This is a genomic window from Mesorhizobium loti, assembly GCF_013170705.1.
In the GTDB taxonomy this organism is placed as follows: domain Bacteria; phylum Pseudomonadota; class Alphaproteobacteria; order Rhizobiales; family Rhizobiaceae; genus Mesorhizobium; species Mesorhizobium loti_D.
Genome location: NZ_CP033334.1, coordinates 5740555 through 5758916, shown reverse-complemented (window position 1 = coordinate 5758916; position 18362 = coordinate 5740555). Strand labels below are relative to the sequence as shown.

At 63.1% G+C, this 18362-nt stretch carries 19 protein-coding genes; 14 read left to right on the top strand and 5 right to left on the bottom strand.

The window, feature by feature from the left end:
* The first annotated feature begins 2 nt into the window (after nucleotides 1–2).
* The 3 genes from EB815_RS28365 to sbmA all read left to right on the top strand — a co-directional run bounded on the left by EB815_RS28365 (nucleotide 3) and on the right by sbmA (nucleotide 2902).
* On the top strand, nucleotides 3–254 hold the full coding sequence (locus tag EB815_RS28365; RefSeq protein ID WP_246740205.1) for a hypothetical protein: 252 nt from the start codon (nucleotides 3–5) through the stop codon (nucleotides 252–254).
* A 119-nt stretch (nucleotides 255–373) separates the two neighbouring features.
* The gene (locus EB815_RS28360) at nucleotides 374–1531 is read left to right on the top strand and encodes a YbfB/YjiJ family MFS transporter (RefSeq protein WP_065004945.1); all 1158 of its coding nucleotides are present in this window, start codon (nucleotides 374–376) and stop codon (nucleotides 1529–1531) included.
* Between the two features lie 111 nt (nucleotides 1532–1642).
* Complete coding sequence (sbmA, locus tag EB815_RS28355; RefSeq protein WP_056564147.1) at nucleotides 1643–2902, top strand: peptide antibiotic transporter SbmA; 1260 nt, start codon at nucleotides 1643–1645, stop codon at nucleotides 2900–2902.
* Between the two features lie 35 nt (nucleotides 2903–2937).
* Here sbmA and EB815_RS28350 read toward each other — a convergent pair whose 3' ends face one another.
* Entirely contained in the window at nucleotides 2938–3945 is a 1008-nt protein-coding gene (locus tag EB815_RS28350; protein WP_065004946.1) for a polysaccharide deacetylase family protein, read from the bottom strand.
* A 216-nt stretch (nucleotides 3946–4161) separates the two neighbouring features.
* On the opposite strand from EB815_RS28350, the gene EB815_RS28345 reads away from it, so the two are divergent.
* Together EB815_RS28345 and der are read left to right on the top strand one after the other, a co-directional pair.
* The gene (locus EB815_RS28345) at nucleotides 4162–4827 is read left to right on the top strand and encodes a tetratricopeptide repeat protein (protein ID WP_056564145.1); all 666 of its coding nucleotides are present in this window, start codon (nucleotides 4162–4164) and stop codon (nucleotides 4825–4827) included.
* 63 nt (nucleotides 4828–4890) lie between these two features.
* Nucleotides 4891–6330, top strand: coding sequence for a ribosome biogenesis GTPase Der (der, locus tag EB815_RS28340; protein WP_056564143.1), 1440 nt, complete (start codon nucleotides 4891–4893; stop codon nucleotides 6328–6330).
* 17 nt (nucleotides 6331–6347) lie between these two features.
* Here the strand turns inward: der and EB815_RS28335 are convergent, their stop codons facing one another.
* Nucleotides 6348–7268, bottom strand: a complete 921-nt coding sequence (locus EB815_RS28335) for a LysR substrate-binding domain-containing protein (protein WP_065004947.1) — start codon at nucleotides 7266–7268, stop codon at nucleotides 6348–6350.
* 120 nt (nucleotides 7269–7388) lie between these two features.
* On the opposite strand from EB815_RS28335, the gene EB815_RS28330 reads away from it, so the two are divergent.
* Nucleotides 7389–8723, top strand: coding sequence for an MFS transporter (locus EB815_RS28330; protein ID WP_065004948.1), 1335 nt, complete (start codon nucleotides 7389–7391; stop codon nucleotides 8721–8723).
* Here EB815_RS28330 and EB815_RS28325 read toward each other — a convergent pair.
* Nucleotides 8688–9893 (bottom strand): acyltransferase family protein, encoded by a 1206-nt coding sequence (locus EB815_RS28325; protein ID WP_065004949.1) that lies wholly within the window; start codon nucleotides 9891–9893, stop codon nucleotides 8688–8690. The two genes, EB815_RS28330 and EB815_RS28325, sit on opposite strands and share 36 nt — an antisense overlap.
* Nucleotides 9894–10131: 238 nt before the next feature.
* Between EB815_RS28325 and EB815_RS28320 the strand changes: the two genes are divergently transcribed.
* The 6 genes from EB815_RS28320 to EB815_RS28295 all read left to right on the top strand — a co-directional run bounded on the left by EB815_RS28320 (nucleotide 10132) and on the right by EB815_RS28295 (nucleotide 14299).
* Nucleotides 10132–11316, top strand: a complete 1185-nt coding sequence (locus EB815_RS28320) for a cell wall hydrolase (protein WP_056564132.1) — start codon at nucleotides 10132–10134, stop codon at nucleotides 11314–11316.
* A gap of 255 nt (nucleotides 11317–11571) precedes the next feature.
* Complete coding sequence (locus tag EB815_RS28315) at nucleotides 11572–11979, top strand: AtpZ/AtpI family protein (protein ID WP_056564131.1); 408 nt, start codon at nucleotides 11572–11574, stop codon at nucleotides 11977–11979.
* Between the two features lie 83 nt (nucleotides 11980–12062).
* Nucleotides 12063–12821 carry a F0F1 ATP synthase subunit A gene (locus EB815_RS28310; RefSeq protein ID WP_056564128.1) on the top strand — a complete coding sequence of 253 codons (759 nt, stop codon included), beginning with the start codon at nucleotides 12063–12065 and terminating at the stop codon, nucleotides 12819–12821.
* An 84-nt stretch (nucleotides 12822–12905) separates the two neighbouring features.
* Nucleotides 12906–13130 carry a F0F1 ATP synthase subunit C gene (locus tag EB815_RS28305; protein WP_013896722.1) on the top strand — a complete coding sequence of 75 codons (225 nt, stop codon included), beginning with the start codon at nucleotides 12906–12908 and terminating at the stop codon, nucleotides 13128–13130.
* 64 nt (nucleotides 13131–13194) lie between these two features.
* A complete protein-coding gene (locus tag EB815_RS28300; RefSeq protein ID WP_056564126.1) occupies nucleotides 13195–13797 on the top strand; it encodes a F0F1 ATP synthase subunit B in 603 nt (200 codons plus the stop codon).
* Between the two features lie 10 nt (nucleotides 13798–13807).
* A complete protein-coding gene (locus tag EB815_RS28295; RefSeq protein ID WP_056564123.1) occupies nucleotides 13808–14299 on the top strand; it encodes a F0F1 ATP synthase subunit B in 492 nt (163 codons plus the stop codon).
* Between the two features lie 260 nt (nucleotides 14300–14559).
* On the opposite strand, the gene EB815_RS28290 is transcribed toward EB815_RS28295, so the two are convergent.
* Nucleotides 14560–15255: a ribonuclease HII gene (locus tag EB815_RS28290; RefSeq protein WP_056564120.1), complete on the bottom strand. Its 696-nt coding sequence runs from the start codon at nucleotides 15253–15255 to the stop codon at nucleotides 14560–14562.
* 152 nt (nucleotides 15256–15407) lie between these two features.
* On the bottom strand, nucleotides 15408–16562 hold the full coding sequence (locus tag EB815_RS28285) for a PA0069 family radical SAM protein (RefSeq protein ID WP_065005111.1): 1155 nt from the start codon (nucleotides 16560–16562) through the stop codon (nucleotides 15408–15410).
* Nucleotides 16563–16712: 150 nt separating this feature from the next.
* Here EB815_RS28285 and EB815_RS28280 point away from each other — a divergent pair, with 150 nt between their 5' ends.
* Nucleotides 16713–17240 (top strand): glycosyltransferase, encoded by a 528-nt coding sequence (locus EB815_RS28280; protein WP_056564116.1) that lies wholly within the window; start codon nucleotides 16713–16715, stop codon nucleotides 17238–17240.
* 145 nt (nucleotides 17241–17385) lie between these two features.
* Nucleotides 17386–18360, top strand: coding sequence for a hypothetical protein (locus EB815_RS28275; RefSeq protein WP_065004950.1), 975 nt, complete (start codon nucleotides 17386–17388; stop codon nucleotides 18358–18360).
* Nucleotides 18361–18362: the final 2 nt, after the last annotated feature.

Sequence of the window (18362 nt, the reverse complement as noted above, 5' to 3'; positions counted from 1 at the left end):
TGATGGGAGACAGACCCGCGGAGCCGGAAATGCTGAGGATGGTGTCGTCGTTGAAGGTCCTGTTCGCCGCGAATGCCTCATGCGCGCCTCGCTCCCGGAGCGAGGCGCAGGGATGGCTGACAGACCCGCTGTCACATCCTGTGCTGAACGCCATGTCGGAGCGCGAACTTGGCGACATGCCGTTCAGGCTGACGGCACGAAGGACCGAGCACGAGACCTGCTCACCCCATGCCGGTCTGGGTGAACGCCGCTGAGTTGAAGGCCACGCGGTCCGGCCTGAGGAATGTCGGACAGAGCGTGGCGCATTGGCGGTCGTATTGGCCCAATGAAATGCGGGTTGTTTCAGCAATGCCGGCATTTATTGTGCGCCGCGATGACATCGACCTCAGCAGCGCTTCGCTTCACCGTCGCCGGCATGATCGCGCTGGCCGTCGCCATGGGCATCGGCCGCTTCGTCTACACGCCGATCCTGCCCGGCATGATGGAAGAGCTGCATCTGTCGCCGGCCAATGCCGGGTGGATCGCTTCCGCCAATTATCTCGGCTATCTCGTCGGCGCGTTTGCCGCGGCCGGTGGTTGGGCGCATGGCCGGGAACGTCTGCTGATGTTGACGGCTCTTGGCGCCAGCACTGTCCTGGCCGCGCTGATGGGGATGACCGACGCCATGCCCGCCTTTCTTCTCATCCGCTTTCTGGCCGGTCTGGCCAGCGCCTTCGTCATGGTCTTCATGGCCAGCATCGTTTTCAGCCATATCAATGCCGCGGCTCGTGGCGATCTGCAGGCCTGGCATTTCGGTGGTGTCGGGCTCGGCATGGCGATCTCGGCGGTGATGATGGCGGTGCTGGTCACTGAACATGCCGGCTGGGCGGCGGGCTGGTTGTGGTCGGCTCTGATTTCGGCTTGCGGCTTGATCGTCGTGGCGCTGCTGGCGAACGAAGGCCCGCTCGTCAACGGCGAAGCCGCCCGAGAGCCGGCCCTGCCGAAAGCCCGGTCGCTGATGAAGATCATCGTCGCCTACGGCCTGTTCGGGTTTGGCTATGTGGTGACCGCGACATTCCTGGTCGCCATCGTCCGCCAGGGCGGCGGCAGCCGCGTCTTCGAGGCCATGGTGTGGCTGGTCGCCGGCCTTGCCGGCTTTCCCTCGACGTGGCTGTGGCAGAAGATCGCCGCGCGGATTGGCCTTTACGCCGCCTATGCGCTGGCATGTTTCATAGAAGTGATCGGCGTCACCGCCAGCGTGGCGCTTGGCGGATATTCGGGGCCGCTGCTCGGGGGCCTGCTGCTCGGCGGCACCTTCATTGCCATAACCGCGCTGGGCTTGCAGGCCGCCCGCCAGCAGGCGCCAAGGGCGCCCCGGCGGATCTTTGCGTTGATGACGGCGTCGTTCGGCCTGGGCCAGATCATCGGCCCGATCGCTGCCGGTTTTTTGGCGCAGATATCAGGTGATTTCTTCCTCGCTTCGCTCCTCGCCGCGGCCATGCTGGTCGTCTCCGGCGCCATCGCCTGGTCGGCCGCGCCAAAATCGCCATGATTATGGTCTTGCTGGCGCTGGGCATCGGGCAGGCATTTTCTTTCCCTCTAATGTGTGACTTTATGCCCGCTGTTGTCAGCTGATTTGCGCCTAAGGCAAGGAATTCGCCCAGTGTTCGTATCCTTCTTCCCGCAGCCGAAGCTCTTCTTTTCTTCGGCCGCCATCTGGAGCCTTGCGGCGATCCTGTTCTGGTTTTTCGGTGGTGAGCAATTGGGCGCCGTCTTCGGCCTGCCGGCGGCGGCCGCCGACGCGCCGCCGATCATCGGCATTGCCGTCCTCGTGTCGAAGCCGTTCCTCTGGTTCTATATCTATTTCGTGGTCTGCGTGGCCATCTTCTACGCGTTCTGGAGCTGGTATTCGCCGCATCCCTGGCAACGCTGGTCGATCCTGATGACGGCGGTCATCTTGTTCTTCATCTATTTCAATGTGCAGGTCAGCGTCGCCGTCAACGCCTGGTACGGGCCGTTCTTTGACTATGTGCAAGGGCTGATGTCAGGGACCGGCAAATCGACCAACGGTGAATTCTATACCGGACTGGCCGATTTCTCATGGCTCGCGCTGGTCGGCATGAATGTGCAGGTGGTCAATGCCTTCATCGTCAGCCACTGGATCTTCCGCTGGCGCACGGCGATGAACAACTACTTCATCGAGAACTGGGCCAGGTTGCGCCATATCGAGGGTGCCTCGCAGCGCATCCAGGAAGACACGATGCGGTTCTCGCAGATCATGGAGGATCTCGGCTCCAGCTTCGTGCAGTCGATCATGACCTTGATCGCCTTCCTGCCGGTCATGATCCAGTTGCAGGCCCATATCAGCGAGTTGCCGATCATCGGCGCGATCCCCCAGCCCCTGGTGGTCGCGGCACTGGCCTGGTGTCTGTTTGGAACGATCTCGGTGATGATAGCCGGCCTGAAGCTTCCGGGGCTGCAGTTCCGTAACCAGCGCGTCGAGGCCGCTTACCGCAAGGAACTGGTTTACGGCGAGGATCATGCGGACCGTGCACAGCCTGCCACCACCGCCGAGCTGTTCGCCAATGTCAGGCACAATTATTTCAGGCTCTATTTCCACTACATCTATTTCAACGTCGTCCGGTACACCTACCTGCAGGCCGACAATATCTTCTCCCTGCTGATCCTGGGTCCGTCGCTGGTCGCCCACAAGATAACGTTCGGCGCGCTGAACCAGATCTCGAACGCCTTTGGCAAGGTGACGGGTTCGCTGCAGTTTCTGCTCACCTCCTGGTCGACCATCGTCGAGCTCCAGTCGGTCCACAAGCGCCTGCGCGCCTTCGAGGCCACGCTCCTGGGCGAGCCGCTGCCCGAGATCGACCAGCGTTATCTGGCAAGGCATGGCGCCGAAGACCCGGCTTGAGAAGATTTGGGTTTGATCCGAAACGGGTTGGCGGCTCAGCCGCCGACCGTTGCCTGTTTCTGGCCAGCGCTTTGCCGCGTCACATAATCGCGAAAACTGATGCATTCGACATCGGCCTTCACGCAGACCTCGCCGGCAAACCGCTCAAGCGCGTCCCAATACGCGCCGTCATTCATCAGCGTGAAATGGAAGCCGAGTTCCAGCGGAATGCGCTTGCCCTGATACTGCGCGTCGAAAGCAGCGCGAAACGCCTGATAGGTCCGGCCGGCGAACTCGCCCGCCTTGCTCGGCCGCTCGAAGCCGACGGAATGCCTGACATAGAGATTGTAGTCCATCGCGATCACCGGTCGGGATTTCGGCCCTTCCGGTATCTGCGGCAGTGAAAAGCGGGTGATGCCGCCGACGGTCGGCGGCAGGGCAGGGCCCTGCGACACGCCACTGGCGTCGAACTGGTAGCCGGCGGCAGGCAACGCCTCGTAAAGCGCCTTGTTCGTCGACAGATATGGCGCGCGGAAGCCGACAACCGCATGCCGGGCGAATTCTCGCCAGCCATCCGGCTCCGACGCGATGCCGTTGATCGCATAGGCGTTCTCGAGAATGTGCTCGAACGAAGCGAACTCCTTCAGCCAGTCGGCCTTGCTCCAGTCCTTGCCGTCGAAATGACCGCAGGCATGGCTGGCAATGTCGTGGCCTTCATGCGCGGCAAGGCCGATCTGTTCGAGCCGCTCAGTCACTTCCTGCTTGGAGGCGGCAAAGCCGATGTTGGATGTGCCTGATGTCTTGCCGGGTGCGGTGTATTCCTTGCGCGTCTCCGGCGACAGCAGGAAGACGCAGGAGAGAAAATAGGTGAAATGCGCGCCGGTGCGCCGCGCCAGCGCCCGGCTGCGCGTCCATTGCGAGATGTCGCGCGCGCTGTCGAAGGAGATGATGACGACCTGCTTCGGCTTTGCCGGCATTGGCGGCGCGGGCGGATCGGCCAGAGCCGCGCCGGAAGCGGCGAGCGAGGCAAGAGAGAACGCAACAACGCGGGACAAACGAGGCATCGGCAAACTTACAGGCTCCGGGCGGTCAGCAAGCCGGCTATCCCCGAAATGTGGCGTGGATGCGATTGGGCCATTTTGTCGTATTCCCCGGGGCAAACATCCGTTTGCCCCGGGGAATAGGCGATTTTCCGCCCGAACCCCTTCCATGCCGACAAAATTTCGCTAAAACGCGGGCTCATGAACCGCCCCGGCCCGGGGCAAAAGTGGTTTTGATTGATGTCCGACGACAGTTTTATCCGTGAAGTCAATGACGAGATCCGTCGCGAACAGGCGCAGGCGCTGTGGGACCGTTTCGGCCCGGCCGTGCTTGTCATTGCGGTCCTCGTGGTGCTCGGCACCGCCGCTTTCGTCGGCTATCGCTATTGGGACGAGACGCGCGCCAACCGCTCCGGCGATGCGTTCTCGCAGGCGCTGAAGCTTGCCAATGACGGCAAGAACGACGAGGCGCTCGCCGCGCTCGACCAGCTCGAGAAGGATGGCTACGGCGCCTATCCCCTGCTTGCCCGCATGCGCGCCGCCACCGTCAAGGCGAGCAAGGGCGACACCGATGCCGCCGTCAAGGATTTCGACGAAGTCGCCGCCGACACCGCCATACCCCAGGGCATTCGCGACATGGCAAGGCTGCGGGCGGCGCTCCTGCTCGTCGACCACGGCTCCTTCGCCGACGTTTCCAGCCGCGTCGAGGCGCTGACATCGGACACCAACACGCTACGCCATACAGCACGCGAGGCGCTCGGCCTTGCCGCGTGGAAGGAAGGCAAGACCCAGGACGCGCTGAAACTGTTCGACCAGATCGCCGCCGATGACGGCGCCCCGCGCAACACCCGCGAGCGGGCAACGCTGATGTCCGAGCTGATCCGTGGCTCGGGCAATGCCTCGTAAATGCATGTCGCCCAAAAGTGTGCAGCGGTTTTGGGACAACGACATGCATGATTGTAGGACCGTATGACCTTCAAAGTCGCCATTATCGGCAGACCTAACGTCGGCAAATCGACTCTTTTCAATCGGCTGGTGGGAAGGAAGCTGGCGCTTGTCGACGACACGCCGGGCGTCACCCGCGATCGCCGTGTCCATGCCGCCAAGCTCTATGACCTGCATTTCGACGTCATCGATACAGCCGGTTTCGAGGATGCCGCCGCCTCGACCTTGCCTGGGCGCATGCGCGCGCAGACCGAGATCGCCATTCACGAAGCCGACCTGATCTTCTTCACCATCGATGCCAAATCCGGCCTGCTGCCGGACGACAGGACCTTTGCCGAAATCGTGCGCAAATCCGGCAAGCCGGTGGTTCTGGTCGCCAACAAGGCCGAGGCGAAGGGCGCCCAGGGCGGCATGCTGGAGGCCTGGGAACTCGGCCTTGGCGAGCCGATCCCTGTTTCGGCCGAACATGGCCAGGGCATGCCCGATCTGCGCGACGCGGTGATCGCGGCACTCGGCGAGGCGCGCGCCTTCGGTGAGGAGGAAGAGGGCGAAGACGACGAGATCGCCGCCACCGAGGTGCTGATCGGCGAGGACATCGCCGATCCCGACGCCGAGGATACGCACAGTTACGACGACACCAAGCCGATGCGCATCGCCGTCGTCGGCCGTCCGAATGCCGGCAAGTCGACGCTGATCAACGCCTTGATCGGCGAGGAGCGGCTGCTGACCGGACCGGAAGCCGGCATCACCCGCGATTCCATATCGGTCGATTGGGACTGGCGAGGCCGCCGCATAAAGCTGTTCGACACTGCCGGCATGCGCCGCAAGGCCAGGATCCACGAAAAGCTGGAAGTGATGTCCGTGCAGGACGGCTTGCGCGCCATCCGTTTCGCCGAGATCGTCATCATCGTGCTCGACGCCACGATCCCCTTCGAGAAGCAGGATCTGCAGATCGCCGACCTGATCATCCGCGAGGGCAGGGCGCCGGTGATCGCCTTCAATAAATGGGATCTGATCGATCATCCGCAGGAGCTTCTGGCGGAACTGCGCGAAAAGACCGAGCGGCTGCTGCCGCAGGTGCGCGGCATCCAGGCCGTTCCGGTCTCGGCCGAGACAGGGCGTGGCCTCGACAAGCTGATGGATGCGGTGCTGAGGACCCACAAGGTCTGGAACAGCCGCGTCTCGACCGGGAAGCTCAACCGCTGGCTTGAAGCCATCCTGGCGCATCACCCGCCGCCCGCCGTTGCCGGGCGCCGGCTGAAGGTCAAATACGTCACGCAGGCCAAGACGCGGCCGCCGGGCTTCGTGGTCCAGTGCTCGCGCCCGGATGCGATGCCGCAATCCTATGTGCGGTATCTCTCCAACAGCCTCCGCGAAGCGTTCGACATGCCGGGCGTGCCGATCCGCATCGCACTGCGCACCTCGGACAACCCGTTCGCCGGCCGAGCCAAGAAACGCGGCTGAGCCTGGCGCTCGTCCGATCAGGCCACGGCGCGCAGGCCTGCGGTCCGCGCATTGTCGGGTAGTGCCTGTCGCGCCGCCTCCAGCAATATATCGGCGAGGCGCGCCGCCACCGGCTCGAGTTCGGCATCCCGGCGATGCAGGTACAGCGCCATTTTCGGCAGCGCCGGCAGGCCGGCAATCTCCGGCTGGATCGTGCTGACGCTGGCTGGCAGGCCAATGTCGGTGCGGATCGTCAACCCCAGCCCCGCGGCCACGGCCGCCCAGATGCCGCCAAGGCTCGGGCTGGAGAAGGCCATGCGCCAGGGCAGTCCGGCGCGGTCGAGCGTTTCCGTCGCCACCGTGCGCAGCAGGCATGGCGCCTCGAGTGCCACCAGCGGCAGGGGTTCGCCGTCGAGCAGGCTGGTCTCGATGCGCTTGGCCGGACCGATCCAGCGCATTGGAACGTCGGCGACGTGCTCGCTGTAGGTCAGCATCGTGCCGTTATGCCAGGCAAGCGCGATATCGAGACTGCCTGAGGTGATCTTGTCGGCAAGTTCGGAACTGCGCGCGATCCTGGCCTCGATCTTGACCTTGGGGTGGGCACGGGCGAAGCGGCCGAGCACGTCCGGCAGCACCGCTTCGCCGAAATCCTCCTGCAGGCCGAGCCGCACCCAGCCCTCCAGCTCGACATCATGGATTGCCGCCGCCGCCTCGTCATTCAGCTCGATCAGCCGGCGCGCATAGCCGAGCATGGTTTCGCCGGCCTCCGTCAAGGCGAGGCCGCGTCCCGATTTGCGGAAGATCGGCGTCGCTGCCTGCTCTTCCAGTTTTTTCAGCTGCGCGCTGACCGCCGAGGTCGACCGGCCAAGCCGTTCGGCGGCCCTGGCAAAGCTGCCCAACTCCATGCCGGTGACGAAACTGCGGAGAACGTCGAGGTCGAAGGTCACGCGTTGTTGCATAAAGGAATATCCTGTTTTTCAGGATTGATAATCAAAAACTTCCTGATTTTAAGGACGAATCTATGGCGCTAGACAGATGGCGTCAAGGTCCATGCGACTGGAACCCATAGGAACGAAATCATGTCCGCCATCGCCGACTGCGCCGACCAAGAGCCAACAAAAATCCTGCAGAACAGGGCTGCCGGCCCCACCGAAAGGGTGTTCAGCCCCGGGCATCGCTGGAAGGTCCTGGGCATCGGTGTCGCCGCGAACGCCAGCTTCTCGGCCACCTTCTCCGGCATACCGGCAACGGCCGTCGTGCTTCGGCAGGGCTACCAATTGAGCAATGCCGAGCTTGGCCTGGCGCTTGGCCTCCTCGGACTGGGCGTTGCGCTCAGCGAATTGCCCTGGGGCTTGCTCACCGATCGCTGGGGCGATCGCCGCGTGCTTCTGATCGGGCTTGGCGCGACGGCGGCCTGGCTGCTTGCCATGGCCATGCTCGTCGTGCCGACGAGGTCAGGTGTTCCCGATGTCACGCTCCTGTCGGCAAGCCTGCTCATCACCGGACTATTGGGCGGCAGCGTCAACGGCTCGAGCGGCCGCGCCATCATGGGCTGGTTCCGGGAAAACGAACGTGGCTTTGCCATGAGCATCCGTCAGACGGCGGTGCCGCTTGGCGGTGGCCTGGGCGCGCTTTTCCTGCCGTCGCTCGCCCTGGTTTTCGGCTTTTCCGCGGTGTTCGGGCTCCTCGCCGGCACATCCGCTCTCTCCGCCCTGTTCGCCTGGCGGTGGCTGCACGAGCCGCCGACCGTGGATCACGTCGTTTCGCCGGCCGCGGCCGGATCGGCGCCGCTGCGCAACATCGAGGTCTGGCGCATCGCGACCGCTATCGGCTTGCTCTGCTTCCCTCAAGTGGCGGTGCTCACTTTCGCGTCTGTGTTTCTGCACGACTTCGCAGGGCTGGGAACCGCCGCGATCAGTGCGAGCCTCGCGGCCGTGCAGATCGGCGCCATGGTCATGCGCGTCTGGAGCGGCCGCTTTACCGACCGCCACGGCAATCGCCGCCAGTTTCTTCGCAGATGCAGTGCGTTCAGCGCGCTCGCCTTCGTGGCGCTCTGGGTATCGGTCCTGGCCAGCCCCGCCATGCCGGGCGGCCATTCTTTCCTGATCGCTGTTCTTCCCCTGGTGCTGATTGCCGCGGGCATCTCGGTCTCCGCCTGGCATGGCGTTGCCTATGCCGAGCTTGCCACGCTTGCCGGCGCCGGCCATGTCGGAACCGCGCTCAGCCTGGCCAACACCTTTGTTTTCGTTGGCTTCTTCCTGGTGCCGGTGGCCATCCCCGGGCTGCTGCACCTGTGGTCCTGGTCCGGCGTCTGGCTGTCGGCCGCCATCTGCGCACTGATCGCATGGCCGATCTTCTTGCGGCAGGTGGATACAACGTCAGGCGACGGCACCGACGCCAACATGCGCGGATAAAGGTGCCCGCCTGGTCATCGGGAACTTTTGCCTGGCCCAGTCCATACCGGGTGTCTCCACGGCTCGATGGAGAACGATTGAAAAACCAAGGCTTAGCATGCCTGCCGAGATCGCGGCGACTGTCGGACCACAGTGCTGCCTGATCTCGAAGTTGTAGGCCAGGACGTGGATGACAACCTGATGGATCATGTAAAATGCGAAGCTGATCTCTCCACAGAAAACCAGCACACGGCACGACAGGACGCGCGTCAATGAGCCTGACTGATGTGCGAAGACATAGACGATGGCAGCGAATAGCGGATACAGCCCAAATTCGCGATAGGCGACGGACGCCATCAGCGATGCATGATCAGCGATAAATTGCGTGATCTCGGCATGTACGCATGCCCAAAGCATCAGGCACACCACCGCTGCAACTTGGCAGAACGTCACCCAGTCATTGGAAATGCGTCGGCTACTGAACAGCCGATAAATGGCTATCCCGGACAGGAATTCCACCATGCGCACTGGCGGGAAGAGGTGAACCAGAGACGCATCCGTGACGTAGAGGTCCAGCCAGGGCTTTTCGGAAGGAGGAGGAAATACGGGCCCGGGTAAAGTCGCGGTGAGAGCGATCAGACCAAGGACGGCAACTGTCCAGCAGCAGACCACCAGCATGACCTGATTTGGCCGCAAGATCACAATGAACGGCAATGCCAGATAGAAAAACAGTTCAACCGATATCGACCACGAAACGCCGTTGTATGCGTAGGCCGTTCCGTACGTTGGAAACCAGGACCCTTGGAGTGTGGCCGCCAAGTATGCGGTGAAGAGGCTGGTCGGAGGATGACGTGCCACGAGGGCAAGGAAGAAACATAGCACGTGGACGGGCCACAGCCGGAAGAATCTCTGGAAGATGAAGTTTCTTATATCGTGCCAGCCGAAGAATCGTCCCGAGAAACTGTACGCCAGCACGAACCCTGAAAGGACAAAGAAGAACGAAACAGCACAGCCGAGATACATATCCCGAATGGATCGGGATGCATCGATTCCCAGTTCCGTCAGATGGTGGACGAATATCGCCAGGGCTGCGAAGGCGCGCAGGGCGGTCAGATTGAGAAGCATCGGGCGCGCCGTTGCTTTCGCCGGTTGGGCGTCATCCACGGCAAGATTTCCCGCGACCGCTGTCATCCGTCCGCTATGCTGAACCGCTGTTTGAAGCCAACTGCCATATGGCGGCTGGAAGATGGATATCCCGTTAAGCTCATTTCTCTGGAACAGCAGACCTGCGGGCTTGGTCCTGCAACGTCTGGTCGTTTACGACCTGGAGCCGGCCGGGAAAACCCGACCGATCTCGTTAACGTCCCATCAAGGTTAATGCATCATTTTGCTCTCCAGTGGGGTCAGTAGCGTTCCTGGAGAGAGTTCCGTGCATCGACGCGTCTTGAAGCGGCTTGCTGCCGCCGCCGGTGAGAAGAAGCGCAATTTTGTGTCTCCGCTCATCATCGGCCTCGGCATCTGGATCGGTTTCCCGACCGTCGCCGCCTACCAGGACATGACCAGCCTGGTTTCCGGCCTCGAATCGCCGACCGCGCGCTGGAATTCCTATGTCGAGAGATCCGTCGCCGGTTCGGTGCATGCCGCCGAAATGCCGTTCGTCGATTCCGATGTCACCGGCTCGATCTCCGGATCGGGTATTCACCTGGCGGGCGTCGGCTCTGTCTCGTTTCGTGGCAAGGGCGGCAAGGTCAGCGGCTCGCCCGACGAGGATCGCGTCATGCGCGCCGACAAGAAGGGCCGCATCGTCCAGGTGTCTCCCGTCGCACCGCCGAAGAACTTCAACGCCGGTTCGATCTTCCAGCGGACCTCTTCCTTGATGCGGCCGAGCATGGACAGCGACCTGAAAATGGCCTTTGCCAAGCCCCAGATCAAAGGCAAGGAAATCCAGATCGCCGCGGAATTCCATGCGCGCGAAGACAAGAAGCGGGATCCCGGCGTGCCGGCCATGCTTGCGGCCCTCGTCAACAACGATCATCCCGATGTGCTGGCAACGGCCTATGCGCAATCCGAGCCGGACTATGCCAAGGCCTCGCCCTTCGAAGCCCTTCTCCAGGACGAGCAGCCCAACAGCGGCCGCTTCATTCCGCCGATGGCCAAGGGTGACCATTGGTGGATCCAGAATCCGCTGCCTGAAAGTGTCTTCTCCAAGAAGGAGCAGGCATGCCTGGCCAACGGCATCTATTTCGAGGCGAGGAGCGAGTCCGTGCGCGGCCAGGCCGCCGTTGCCCAGGTCATCCTCAACCGCGTCCGCAATCCGGCCTATCCCAATTCGATCTGCGGCGTGGTCTACCAGAACGACAGCTGGTTCAACCGCTGCCAGTTCTCCTTCGCCTGCGACGGCAGGAAGAAGCGCATCGACAGCCCGGTCGCCTACAAGACCGCGCAGGACATCGCCATGGCCGTCACCGCCGGCAAGATCTTCATCCCGGAGGTCGGATCGTCGACCCACTACTATGCCCAATATGTCCATCCGGGCTGGGCGCGCACCATGCAGAAGATGACCAAGATCGGCCTGCATATCTTCTACCGCACCTATGGCGGCGGCTGGAGCTGAGGGTTGTCGGCCGCCGGTCTTTTCCACCGGCCACGGGCCCGATCAGCGAGCCATTGCCCGGGGGATTCGCGCAACCTATCCCCATCATCGCGGCGGGCACGATGTCGCACCTCTCTAATTGATTGATTTTATTGCCTAAAATACATGGCAATGAACTTCCGCCCGTGGCTTGACGGGCGCAACCCCTCTAACTATGTTGCCGGCGACTTTAGAAGCGGACGGACGGTGACGGTCTGACCGGGCAGGGGGGTTGCGATGGCCGACAAGAATGGGCCAGACGGAACCGGAGAAACCGGCCGCGGCAAGCAGCATGAAACCGGCATCCGCGACGACGATCTTGAGCGACGTCGGCGTGAACTTGAAGCATCGCTTGCGACAAGGCTGCCGAACCGGCTCGAGGGGAAAGACGACGCGAAAGCGGGCAGTGCGGCCGGATACGGCCAGGCGGTCAAACTCTCCAGTGAATTTATCGCTGGCGTGGTGGTGGGCGCCGGCATCGGCTGGATCATCGACCGTATGGCGGGGACTTCGCCATGGGGGCTGATCGTTTTCCTGCTGCTTGGTTTCGGCGCCGGCGTGCTCAATGTCATGCGTTCCGCGGGCGTTGTGGCAGAATTCGGACAGGGCGATAAATCGCGCTCTGGCCGGGACGACAGGAAATGACCGCCCTTCAGGCGGCATTTGGAAATAGCCGCCTCGTGCGGCAATGGTAATTTGGCCGTTCGCGGCATTGACGGGGTTAGAACGTGGCAGCTGACAAGGTCGATCCGATCCACCAGTTCCATATCATCAAGCTGGTTCCGATTAACATCGGCGGCTATGACCTGTCCTTCACAAATTCGGCATTGTTCATGGTCGCGACCGTGGTGGTCGCTGCCGCGTTCCTGTTCCTCACGACGTCGAGCCGCAGCCTGGTTCCCGGCCGGCTGCAGTCGATCTCCGAGATGGCCTACGAATTCGTCGGCAACATGTTGCGCGATGCCGCGGGCACGCAGGGCATGAAGTTCTTCCCGTTCGTGTTCTCGCTGTTCATGTTCGTGCTGGTCGCCAACCTGCTCGGCCTGTTCCCCTATTTCTTCACCGTCACCAGCCATATCATCGTCACCTTCGGCCTTGCGGCGCTCGTTATCGCGACGGTCATCGTCTATGGCTTTGGCAAGCATGGGCTCGGTTTCCTGAAGCTGTTCGTTCCGCACGGCGTGCCGGTGTTCCTGCTGCCGCTGGTGGTGTTGATCGAAGTCATCTCCTTTGTGTCGCGCCCGGTCAGCCTCTCGGTTCGTCTGTTCGCCAACATGCTGGCCGGCCACATCACGCTGAAGGTGTTCTCGGGCTTCGTCGTCAGCCTCTCCGCGCTCGGCGCGGTCGGCGTGGCGGGCTCTGTCCTGCCGCTGGCGATGGCCGTGGCGCTGACGGCGCTTGAACTGCTGGTCGCCTTCCTGCAGGCCTACGTCTTCGCGGTGCTGACCTGCATGTACCTCAACGACGCCCTGCATCCCGGGCACTGAGCCAAAGAGTTTCCGGCCCAAGAGTTTCCAACATTGGCGCCGGATGGAATACAAACGGAATTTCAGATCCAAAGGAGTTAACAAATGGACGCAGAAGCAGCAAAGTACATCGGCGCCGGCATCGCTTGCCTGGGCATGGGTGGCGCGGGCATTGGCCTGGGCAACATCTTCGGCAGCTACCTCTCGGGCGCGCTGCGCAACCCGTCAGCTGCTGATGGCCAGTTCGGCCGCCTGATCTTCGGCTTCGCCGTGACCGAAGCTCTGGGCATCTTCTCGCTTCTCATCGCGCTTCTGGCCCTGTTCGGCTGAAGCAACTGGGAAGATTGGACAGGCCGGCCGCGAAAGCGGCGGGCCTGATATCTGGGGATAGTCCATGTTCGTGACATCTGCCTTCGCGCAAGAGTCAGCGCCCGCCGCCGATACCAGCCATGCCGCGACCGGAGGCGACACGCATTCCGGCACCAGCGTGCCTGCCGAGGCACATGGCGCATTTCCGCCGTTCGATCCTGCGACCTTCCCGTCGCAGCTTCTGTGGCTGGCGATCACTTTTGGGCTGTTCTACCTCTTCCTGAAGCGGGTCGTGGTACCGCGCGTCGGCGGCATCATCGATGTCCGCAACGACCGCATCAGCCAGGATCTAGACCAGGCGAGCAAGTTGAAGGGCGAGGCCGACGCCGCTGTTGCCGCTTACGAGCAGGAACTGGCGGAAGCCAAGAAGAACGCCAACTCGATCGGCCAGCAGGCCAACGATGCGGCCAAGGCGGAAGCCGAGACCACGCGCAAGAAGATCGAGGCGGCGCTCGACGAGAAGCTTGGCGAGGCCGAAGCACGCATTTCTTCCATCAAGGCCAATGCCATGAAGGAAGTCGGCAGCATCGCCGAGGACACCGCTTCGGCAATCGTCGAGGCACTGGTCGGCGGCGGCAAGGCCAGCAAGACCGAGATCGCGGCCGCGGTCAAATCCGTGGCTCGGTGAGGAGCGCATCATGGACGCCACATCTCTCGCAACGCTTTGGGCAACGATAGCCCTGATCATCTTCCTGGGCGTCGCCATCTACATCAAGGTGCCTGGCCTGATCGCCAAGGCGCTCGATGCCCGTGCCGCCAGGATCAGCAGTGAACTCGACGAGGCGCGCAAGCTGCGCGACGAGGCCCAGCAGCTGCTCGGCCAGTACCAGAAGAAGCGCAAGGAAGCCGAGCAGGAGGCTGCCGACATCGTGGCGGCCGCCAAGCGAGAGGCCGAACTGCTCGCCGCGGAAGCACACAAGAAGACCGAGGACTACGTTACCCGGCGCACCGCTCTTGCCGAACAGAAGATCGGTCAGGCTGAACGCGACGCGGTCGCCGAGGTGCGCGCCAGCGCCGTCGACATCGCAGTCGAAGCCGCCCGCGCGCTGCTGGCCGCCAAGGTCGACGTCAAGGCCGGCGCCGACCTGTTCAAGGCTTCGCTCGCGGATGTGAAGGCCAAGCTGAACTGAGCGATTCCCGAACCGCCGACATGGAGCCGCCCGGGCAACCTGGCGGCTTTTTTGTTGTGGCGCGGATAGTCTCCCCCCTCGAGGGGGAGATGTCGCCGAAGGCGACAGAGGGGGTCGGTTCGACCGGTCTCAGCGCAATTTTGCGGCGTAGAACAGAACAATCTTTGCGGCGTAGAATAGAAAAAGTCGGCGCTTCCATGAGCGGCGACCCCTCTGGCCTGCCGGCCATCTCCCCTCGAGGGGGAGATTACGCGCTTGGCTCAATCCAGCCCGGCCAGGCTCTCTTCTTCCGTCACCTCGGCCCCGCCCAGCCTGAAAGGCGCAAACGACACGCGGTGCAGCCGGGCGACGGGGCCATGCGCCTCGATCGCCGTGCGGTGGCGGGCCGTGGCGTAGCCCATGTGGACTTCAAAGCCGTAGCGGTCGTGATGGCTGCCGCAGCCGCACATCATGCGGTCGCGCATCACCTTGGCGACGATCGAGGCGGCGGCGATCGACTGCGAGCGCTGGTCGCCCTTGATCAACGCGCGGCCGTCGCACGGCAGTCCGGGCGGCACATCGCGGCCGTCGGCAAGCGCGAGTTTCGGGCGGACCGACAGTCCGACCAGCGCGCGCCGCATCGCCTCCAGGCTCGCCTTGAGGATGTTGCTGCCATCGATGCCTTCGGCACTGATGGAGGCCATCGAAACCGCCTGTGCGGAGCCAAGAATGCGCAGGAACAGCGCCTCGCGCTGCAAATGACTGAGACGTTTGGAATCGTCGAGGCCTTCGGGAATGTTGGCTGGATCGAGCACCACCGCAGCAGCGACCACCGGCCCGGCCAGTGGGCCGCGGCCGGCCTCATCCATTCCCGCGACGGGCCATAACCCGTCAGCCATCGCCTTCGTCTCGAAGGAGAAATCGGGTTTCTCGACGATTTCGAAGAGAAGCGGAGAATCGGAACGCGCGCGAGCCATGTTGCGGCGAGGTTCGCATCGGCTCCGATTCTCCGCAAGTCCCTCCGGGTCGGGTGGGGCGCCGGACCGGGAGGGCACCGTCTGCAGGCCGGGGCAGGCCGGACGGGATTCTTTGCCGCGACCGCAATGGGCGGCGGCGGTGACGGGGGCGTTCAGAGCAGCATCAGCTGCTCCTGATCCTTTCCGGCCGCGACGAACTGGTCGGTGCGCAGCGTGCGCCGCTCAGCGTTGAGACCGAGCCGTTTGGCGGTGATCTCGAAGCGGCGGCCGATCTGCCAGGCGTAGGGTCCGGCGCCCTTCATGCGCTTGCCCCATTCCGAATCGTAGTCCTTGCCGTCGCGCATCGAACGAATCAGGGACATCACGTGGCGGTAGCGATCGGGGTAATGGCGCAGCAGCCAGTCCTTGAAGATCGGGCTGACCTCCAAAGGCAGGCGCAGAACGACGTAGCCCGCCTCGCGCGCACCCGCCGCGTGCGCCGAATCGAGGATCCGTTCCATCTCCTGGTCGGTGAGGCCGGGGATGATCGGCGCCACCATCACCGAAGCCGGAATGCCGGCATCCGAAAGCTGCCGGATCGCCTCCAGCCGCTTGGTCGGCGTCGACGCTCGGGGCTCCATGGTGCGCGCCAGCATGCGGTCCATTGTCGTCACCGACAGCGCCACCTTGGCCAGCCCGCGCTCGGCCATGCGCGACAAGATGTCGATATCGCGCGTCACCAATGCGGACTTGGTGACGATGCCGACTGGATGGCCACGCGCTTCCAGCACTTCGAGGATCTCGCGCATGATCCGGTACTGTTTTTCGATCGGCTGGTAGGGATCGGTGTTGGTGCCGATGGCGATGGTGCGCGGCTGGTAGCCGTCCTTCGACAGCTCCTTGTCGAGCAACCGCGCCGCATCCGGCTTGGCGAACAGCTTGGATTCGAAATCCAGGCCCGGCGACAGCCCCATGAAGGCGTGCGTCGGCCGTGCGAAGCAATAAACGCAGCCATGTTCGCAGCCGCGATAGGGGTTGATCGACCGGTCGAAGGAGATATCGGGCGATTCGTTGCGGGTGATGATGGTGCGCGGCTTTTCAACCTGCACCTCGGTCTTGAAGGGTGGCAGTTCCTCCAGCGAATCCCAGCCATCATCGAAGACATGGCGGCTGACTGGCTCGAACCGGCCGGACGGATTGATGCCCGCCGACCGGCCGCGATTGCGGTCCGGACGGATACGCATGCCACTCTGCTCGATCATCGCATTGGCCATCTCGGCTCGTCCAGCTCCGAAGGCTGCAATGTCGGCGCGCACGATCGGTTCCATCTTGGCCCGCTCCCAGGGACTGTCCATGTTGTTTCGAATCGCTCGGTTCATGAAATTATTCCTATTTTCTTGATGAGAACAAATCAAGAACTTTCTATGTTGCGCTGCAAAAACTGGCGCTGTGCGCTGCTTTCCGCTATTCGGCTAAACATGCTCAGTGTTCTCATTGAAACGCGCAATGACGAAGAGGCTCTCGCCCGTACGCTCGGCTCGCTGGTTGGCGGCGCTGTCGAGGGTGTCGTGCGCGAGGTCGTCGTCTGCGACGCCGGCTCCACGGACCAGACGCATCATGTCGCCGAGCATGCCGGCTGCCAGTACGTGGCGAGCGGCGGCATTGCCTTGGGGATCCGGCAGGCCAAGGGTGACTGGCTGCTGCTGCTGGAGCCCGGCGCGCGGCTGGTGGAGGGCTGGATCGAAGCGGTTGTCGCCCACACGGCGCGGCAAACCATGGCGGCGCGATTCTCACGCGCGCGGGGCAGCCGCACACCGTTCCTGGCTCGGGTCTTTTCGGGGAACCGCGCGCTCGCCGACGGTCTGGTGATCAGCAAGCGGCAAGCCGCGTCCTTGTCTAAGAGCGCCGGTAGCGCCGAAGCGCTGGCGCGCGGCCTGGCGACAAAGAGGCTCGACGCCGAGATCTGGGTAGCGCCGCCAAAGCAGCAGCACCGCTTGCCAAAGTGATTTTTTTGCATTTGCTCTGCCTATTGTGCATTGCACAAAACGTGACGCGGGGTTAGCCTCTCCCCGAGGTGGTGAATTGGGTTTGGGTCATACGAGTGGTGGGCGCCGATGCGGCATCGGGTTCACGCTCATCGACGAGGATCCGATGAACCTTTCAACCTCTGAACAATCCGGCGCCGCCAGCCTTGAGGCCATTGCCCGCAATGGCAGCCTGTTGCGGCGCATCGCCGCGCGCATTCCGACCTATCTCACGGACCTGCGCGAAAACCCTGCCTGGCTGCCGATGTTCATGCTGGCGCGCACCATGCCTGGGCGAAGGATGCATTGGCTGGGTGCAAAACGCGCCCGTCCTGCCGGCAATGTTGGGGATACGATGTTTTCCGGTGTCGAGCGGGCGGCGGTGGTCGACGCGCTGCGCTCCGACGGCCTGTTTTCAGGCCTGGTCCTGCCATCGGAAATTCATGAGGAGATCGCGCGTTTCGCGGAACGCACGCCTTGCTTCGGCAATTTCGACCGCCGTCTCGAATTCATGCCGGGCGAGCATGCGCAAGCCGAGAAACGCCTGGCTCGGTCGTTGCTCAGCGGACACTATTTCGAGCGCATCCTCGACTGCCCGGCGGCACTCGCCATACAGCGCGACCCGCTGCTGCTCGACATTGCCGCGCACTATCTCGGCGGCCAGGCGAAACTGATCACCACACGCGTCTGGTGGAGCTTTCCAACCGGCGAGGCCTCCGACGCCGACAAGAACCTCGCCTCGCTCGGCAAGTATCATTTCGACCTCGACGACTGGCGCATGCTGAAATTCTTCTTCTACCTCAGGCCTGTCGACGCCGACACCGGCCCGCATGTCTATGTCAGGGGCAGCCACAGGCGCCGCGCCATAAAGCATCAGCTGACCCTGTTGGTCGGCCATTCCGCCCAGGAGGTCCTGGACGTCTATGGCGAGCAAAGCCCGGTTACCCTGACCGGAGAGGCCGGCTTCGGCTTCGTCGAGGACCCGTTCGGTTTCCACATGGGCACCGTGCCGGCCCGCACGCCCCGGCTGATGATGGAGGTGGGCTTCGGTGTTTCGCGCCCGTCACGCCGGCGCTTCCATGGAGAGCCGGTCATCCGCTGAGC

Coding starts and splice junctions, on each gene's coding strand:
- EB815_RS28360 (WP_065004945.1), top strand. CDS start 374: ATGACATCGACCTCAGCAGCGCTTCGCTTCACCGTCGCCGGCATGATC.
- EB815_RS28305 (WP_013896722.1), top strand. CDS start 12,906: ATGGACGCAGAAGCAGCAAAGTACATCGGCGCCGGCATCGCTTGCCTG.
- EB815_RS28300 (WP_056564126.1), top strand. CDS start 13,195: ATGTTCGTGACATCTGCCTTCGCGCAAGAGTCAGCGCCCGCCGCCGAT.
- EB815_RS28325 (WP_065004949.1), bottom strand. CDS start 9,893: ATGACAGCGGTCGCGGGAAATCTTGCCGTGGATGACGCCCAACCGGCG.
- EB815_RS28330 (WP_065004948.1), top strand. CDS start 7,389: ATGTCCGCCATCGCCGACTGCGCCGACCAAGAGCCAACAAAAATCCTG.
- EB815_RS28285 (WP_065005111.1), bottom strand. CDS start 16,562: ATGGAACCGATCGTGCGCGCCGACATTGCAGCCTTCGGAGCTGGACGA.
- EB815_RS28280 (WP_056564116.1), top strand. CDS start 16,713: ATGCTCAGTGTTCTCATTGAAACGCGCAATGACGAAGAGGCTCTCGCC.
- EB815_RS28350 (WP_065004946.1), bottom strand. CDS start 3,945: ATGCCTCGTTTGTCCCGCGTTGTTGCGTTCTCTCTTGCCTCGCTCGCC.
- EB815_RS28335 (WP_065004947.1), bottom strand. CDS start 7,268: ATGCAACAACGCGTGACCTTCGACCTCGACGTTCTCCGCAGTTTCGTC.
- EB815_RS28315 (WP_056564131.1), top strand. CDS start 11,572: ATGGCCGACAAGAATGGGCCAGACGGAACCGGAGAAACCGGCCGCGGC.
- EB815_RS28290 (WP_056564120.1), bottom strand. CDS start 15,255: ATGGCTCGCGCGCGTTCCGATTCTCCGCTTCTCTTCGAAATCGTCGAG.
- EB815_RS28365 (WP_246740205.1), top strand. CDS start 3: ATGGGAGACAGACCCGCGGAGCCGGAAATGCTGAGGATGGTGTCGTCG.
- EB815_RS28345 (WP_056564145.1), top strand. CDS start 4,162: ATGTCCGACGACAGTTTTATCCGTGAAGTCAATGACGAGATCCGTCGC.
- der (WP_056564143.1), top strand. CDS start 4,891: ATGACCTTCAAAGTCGCCATTATCGGCAGACCTAACGTCGGCAAATCG.
- EB815_RS28275 (WP_065004950.1), top strand. CDS start 17,386: ATGAACCTTTCAACCTCTGAACAATCCGGCGCCGCCAGCCTTGAGGCC.
- EB815_RS28295 (WP_056564123.1), top strand. CDS start 13,808: ATGGACGCCACATCTCTCGCAACGCTTTGGGCAACGATAGCCCTGATC.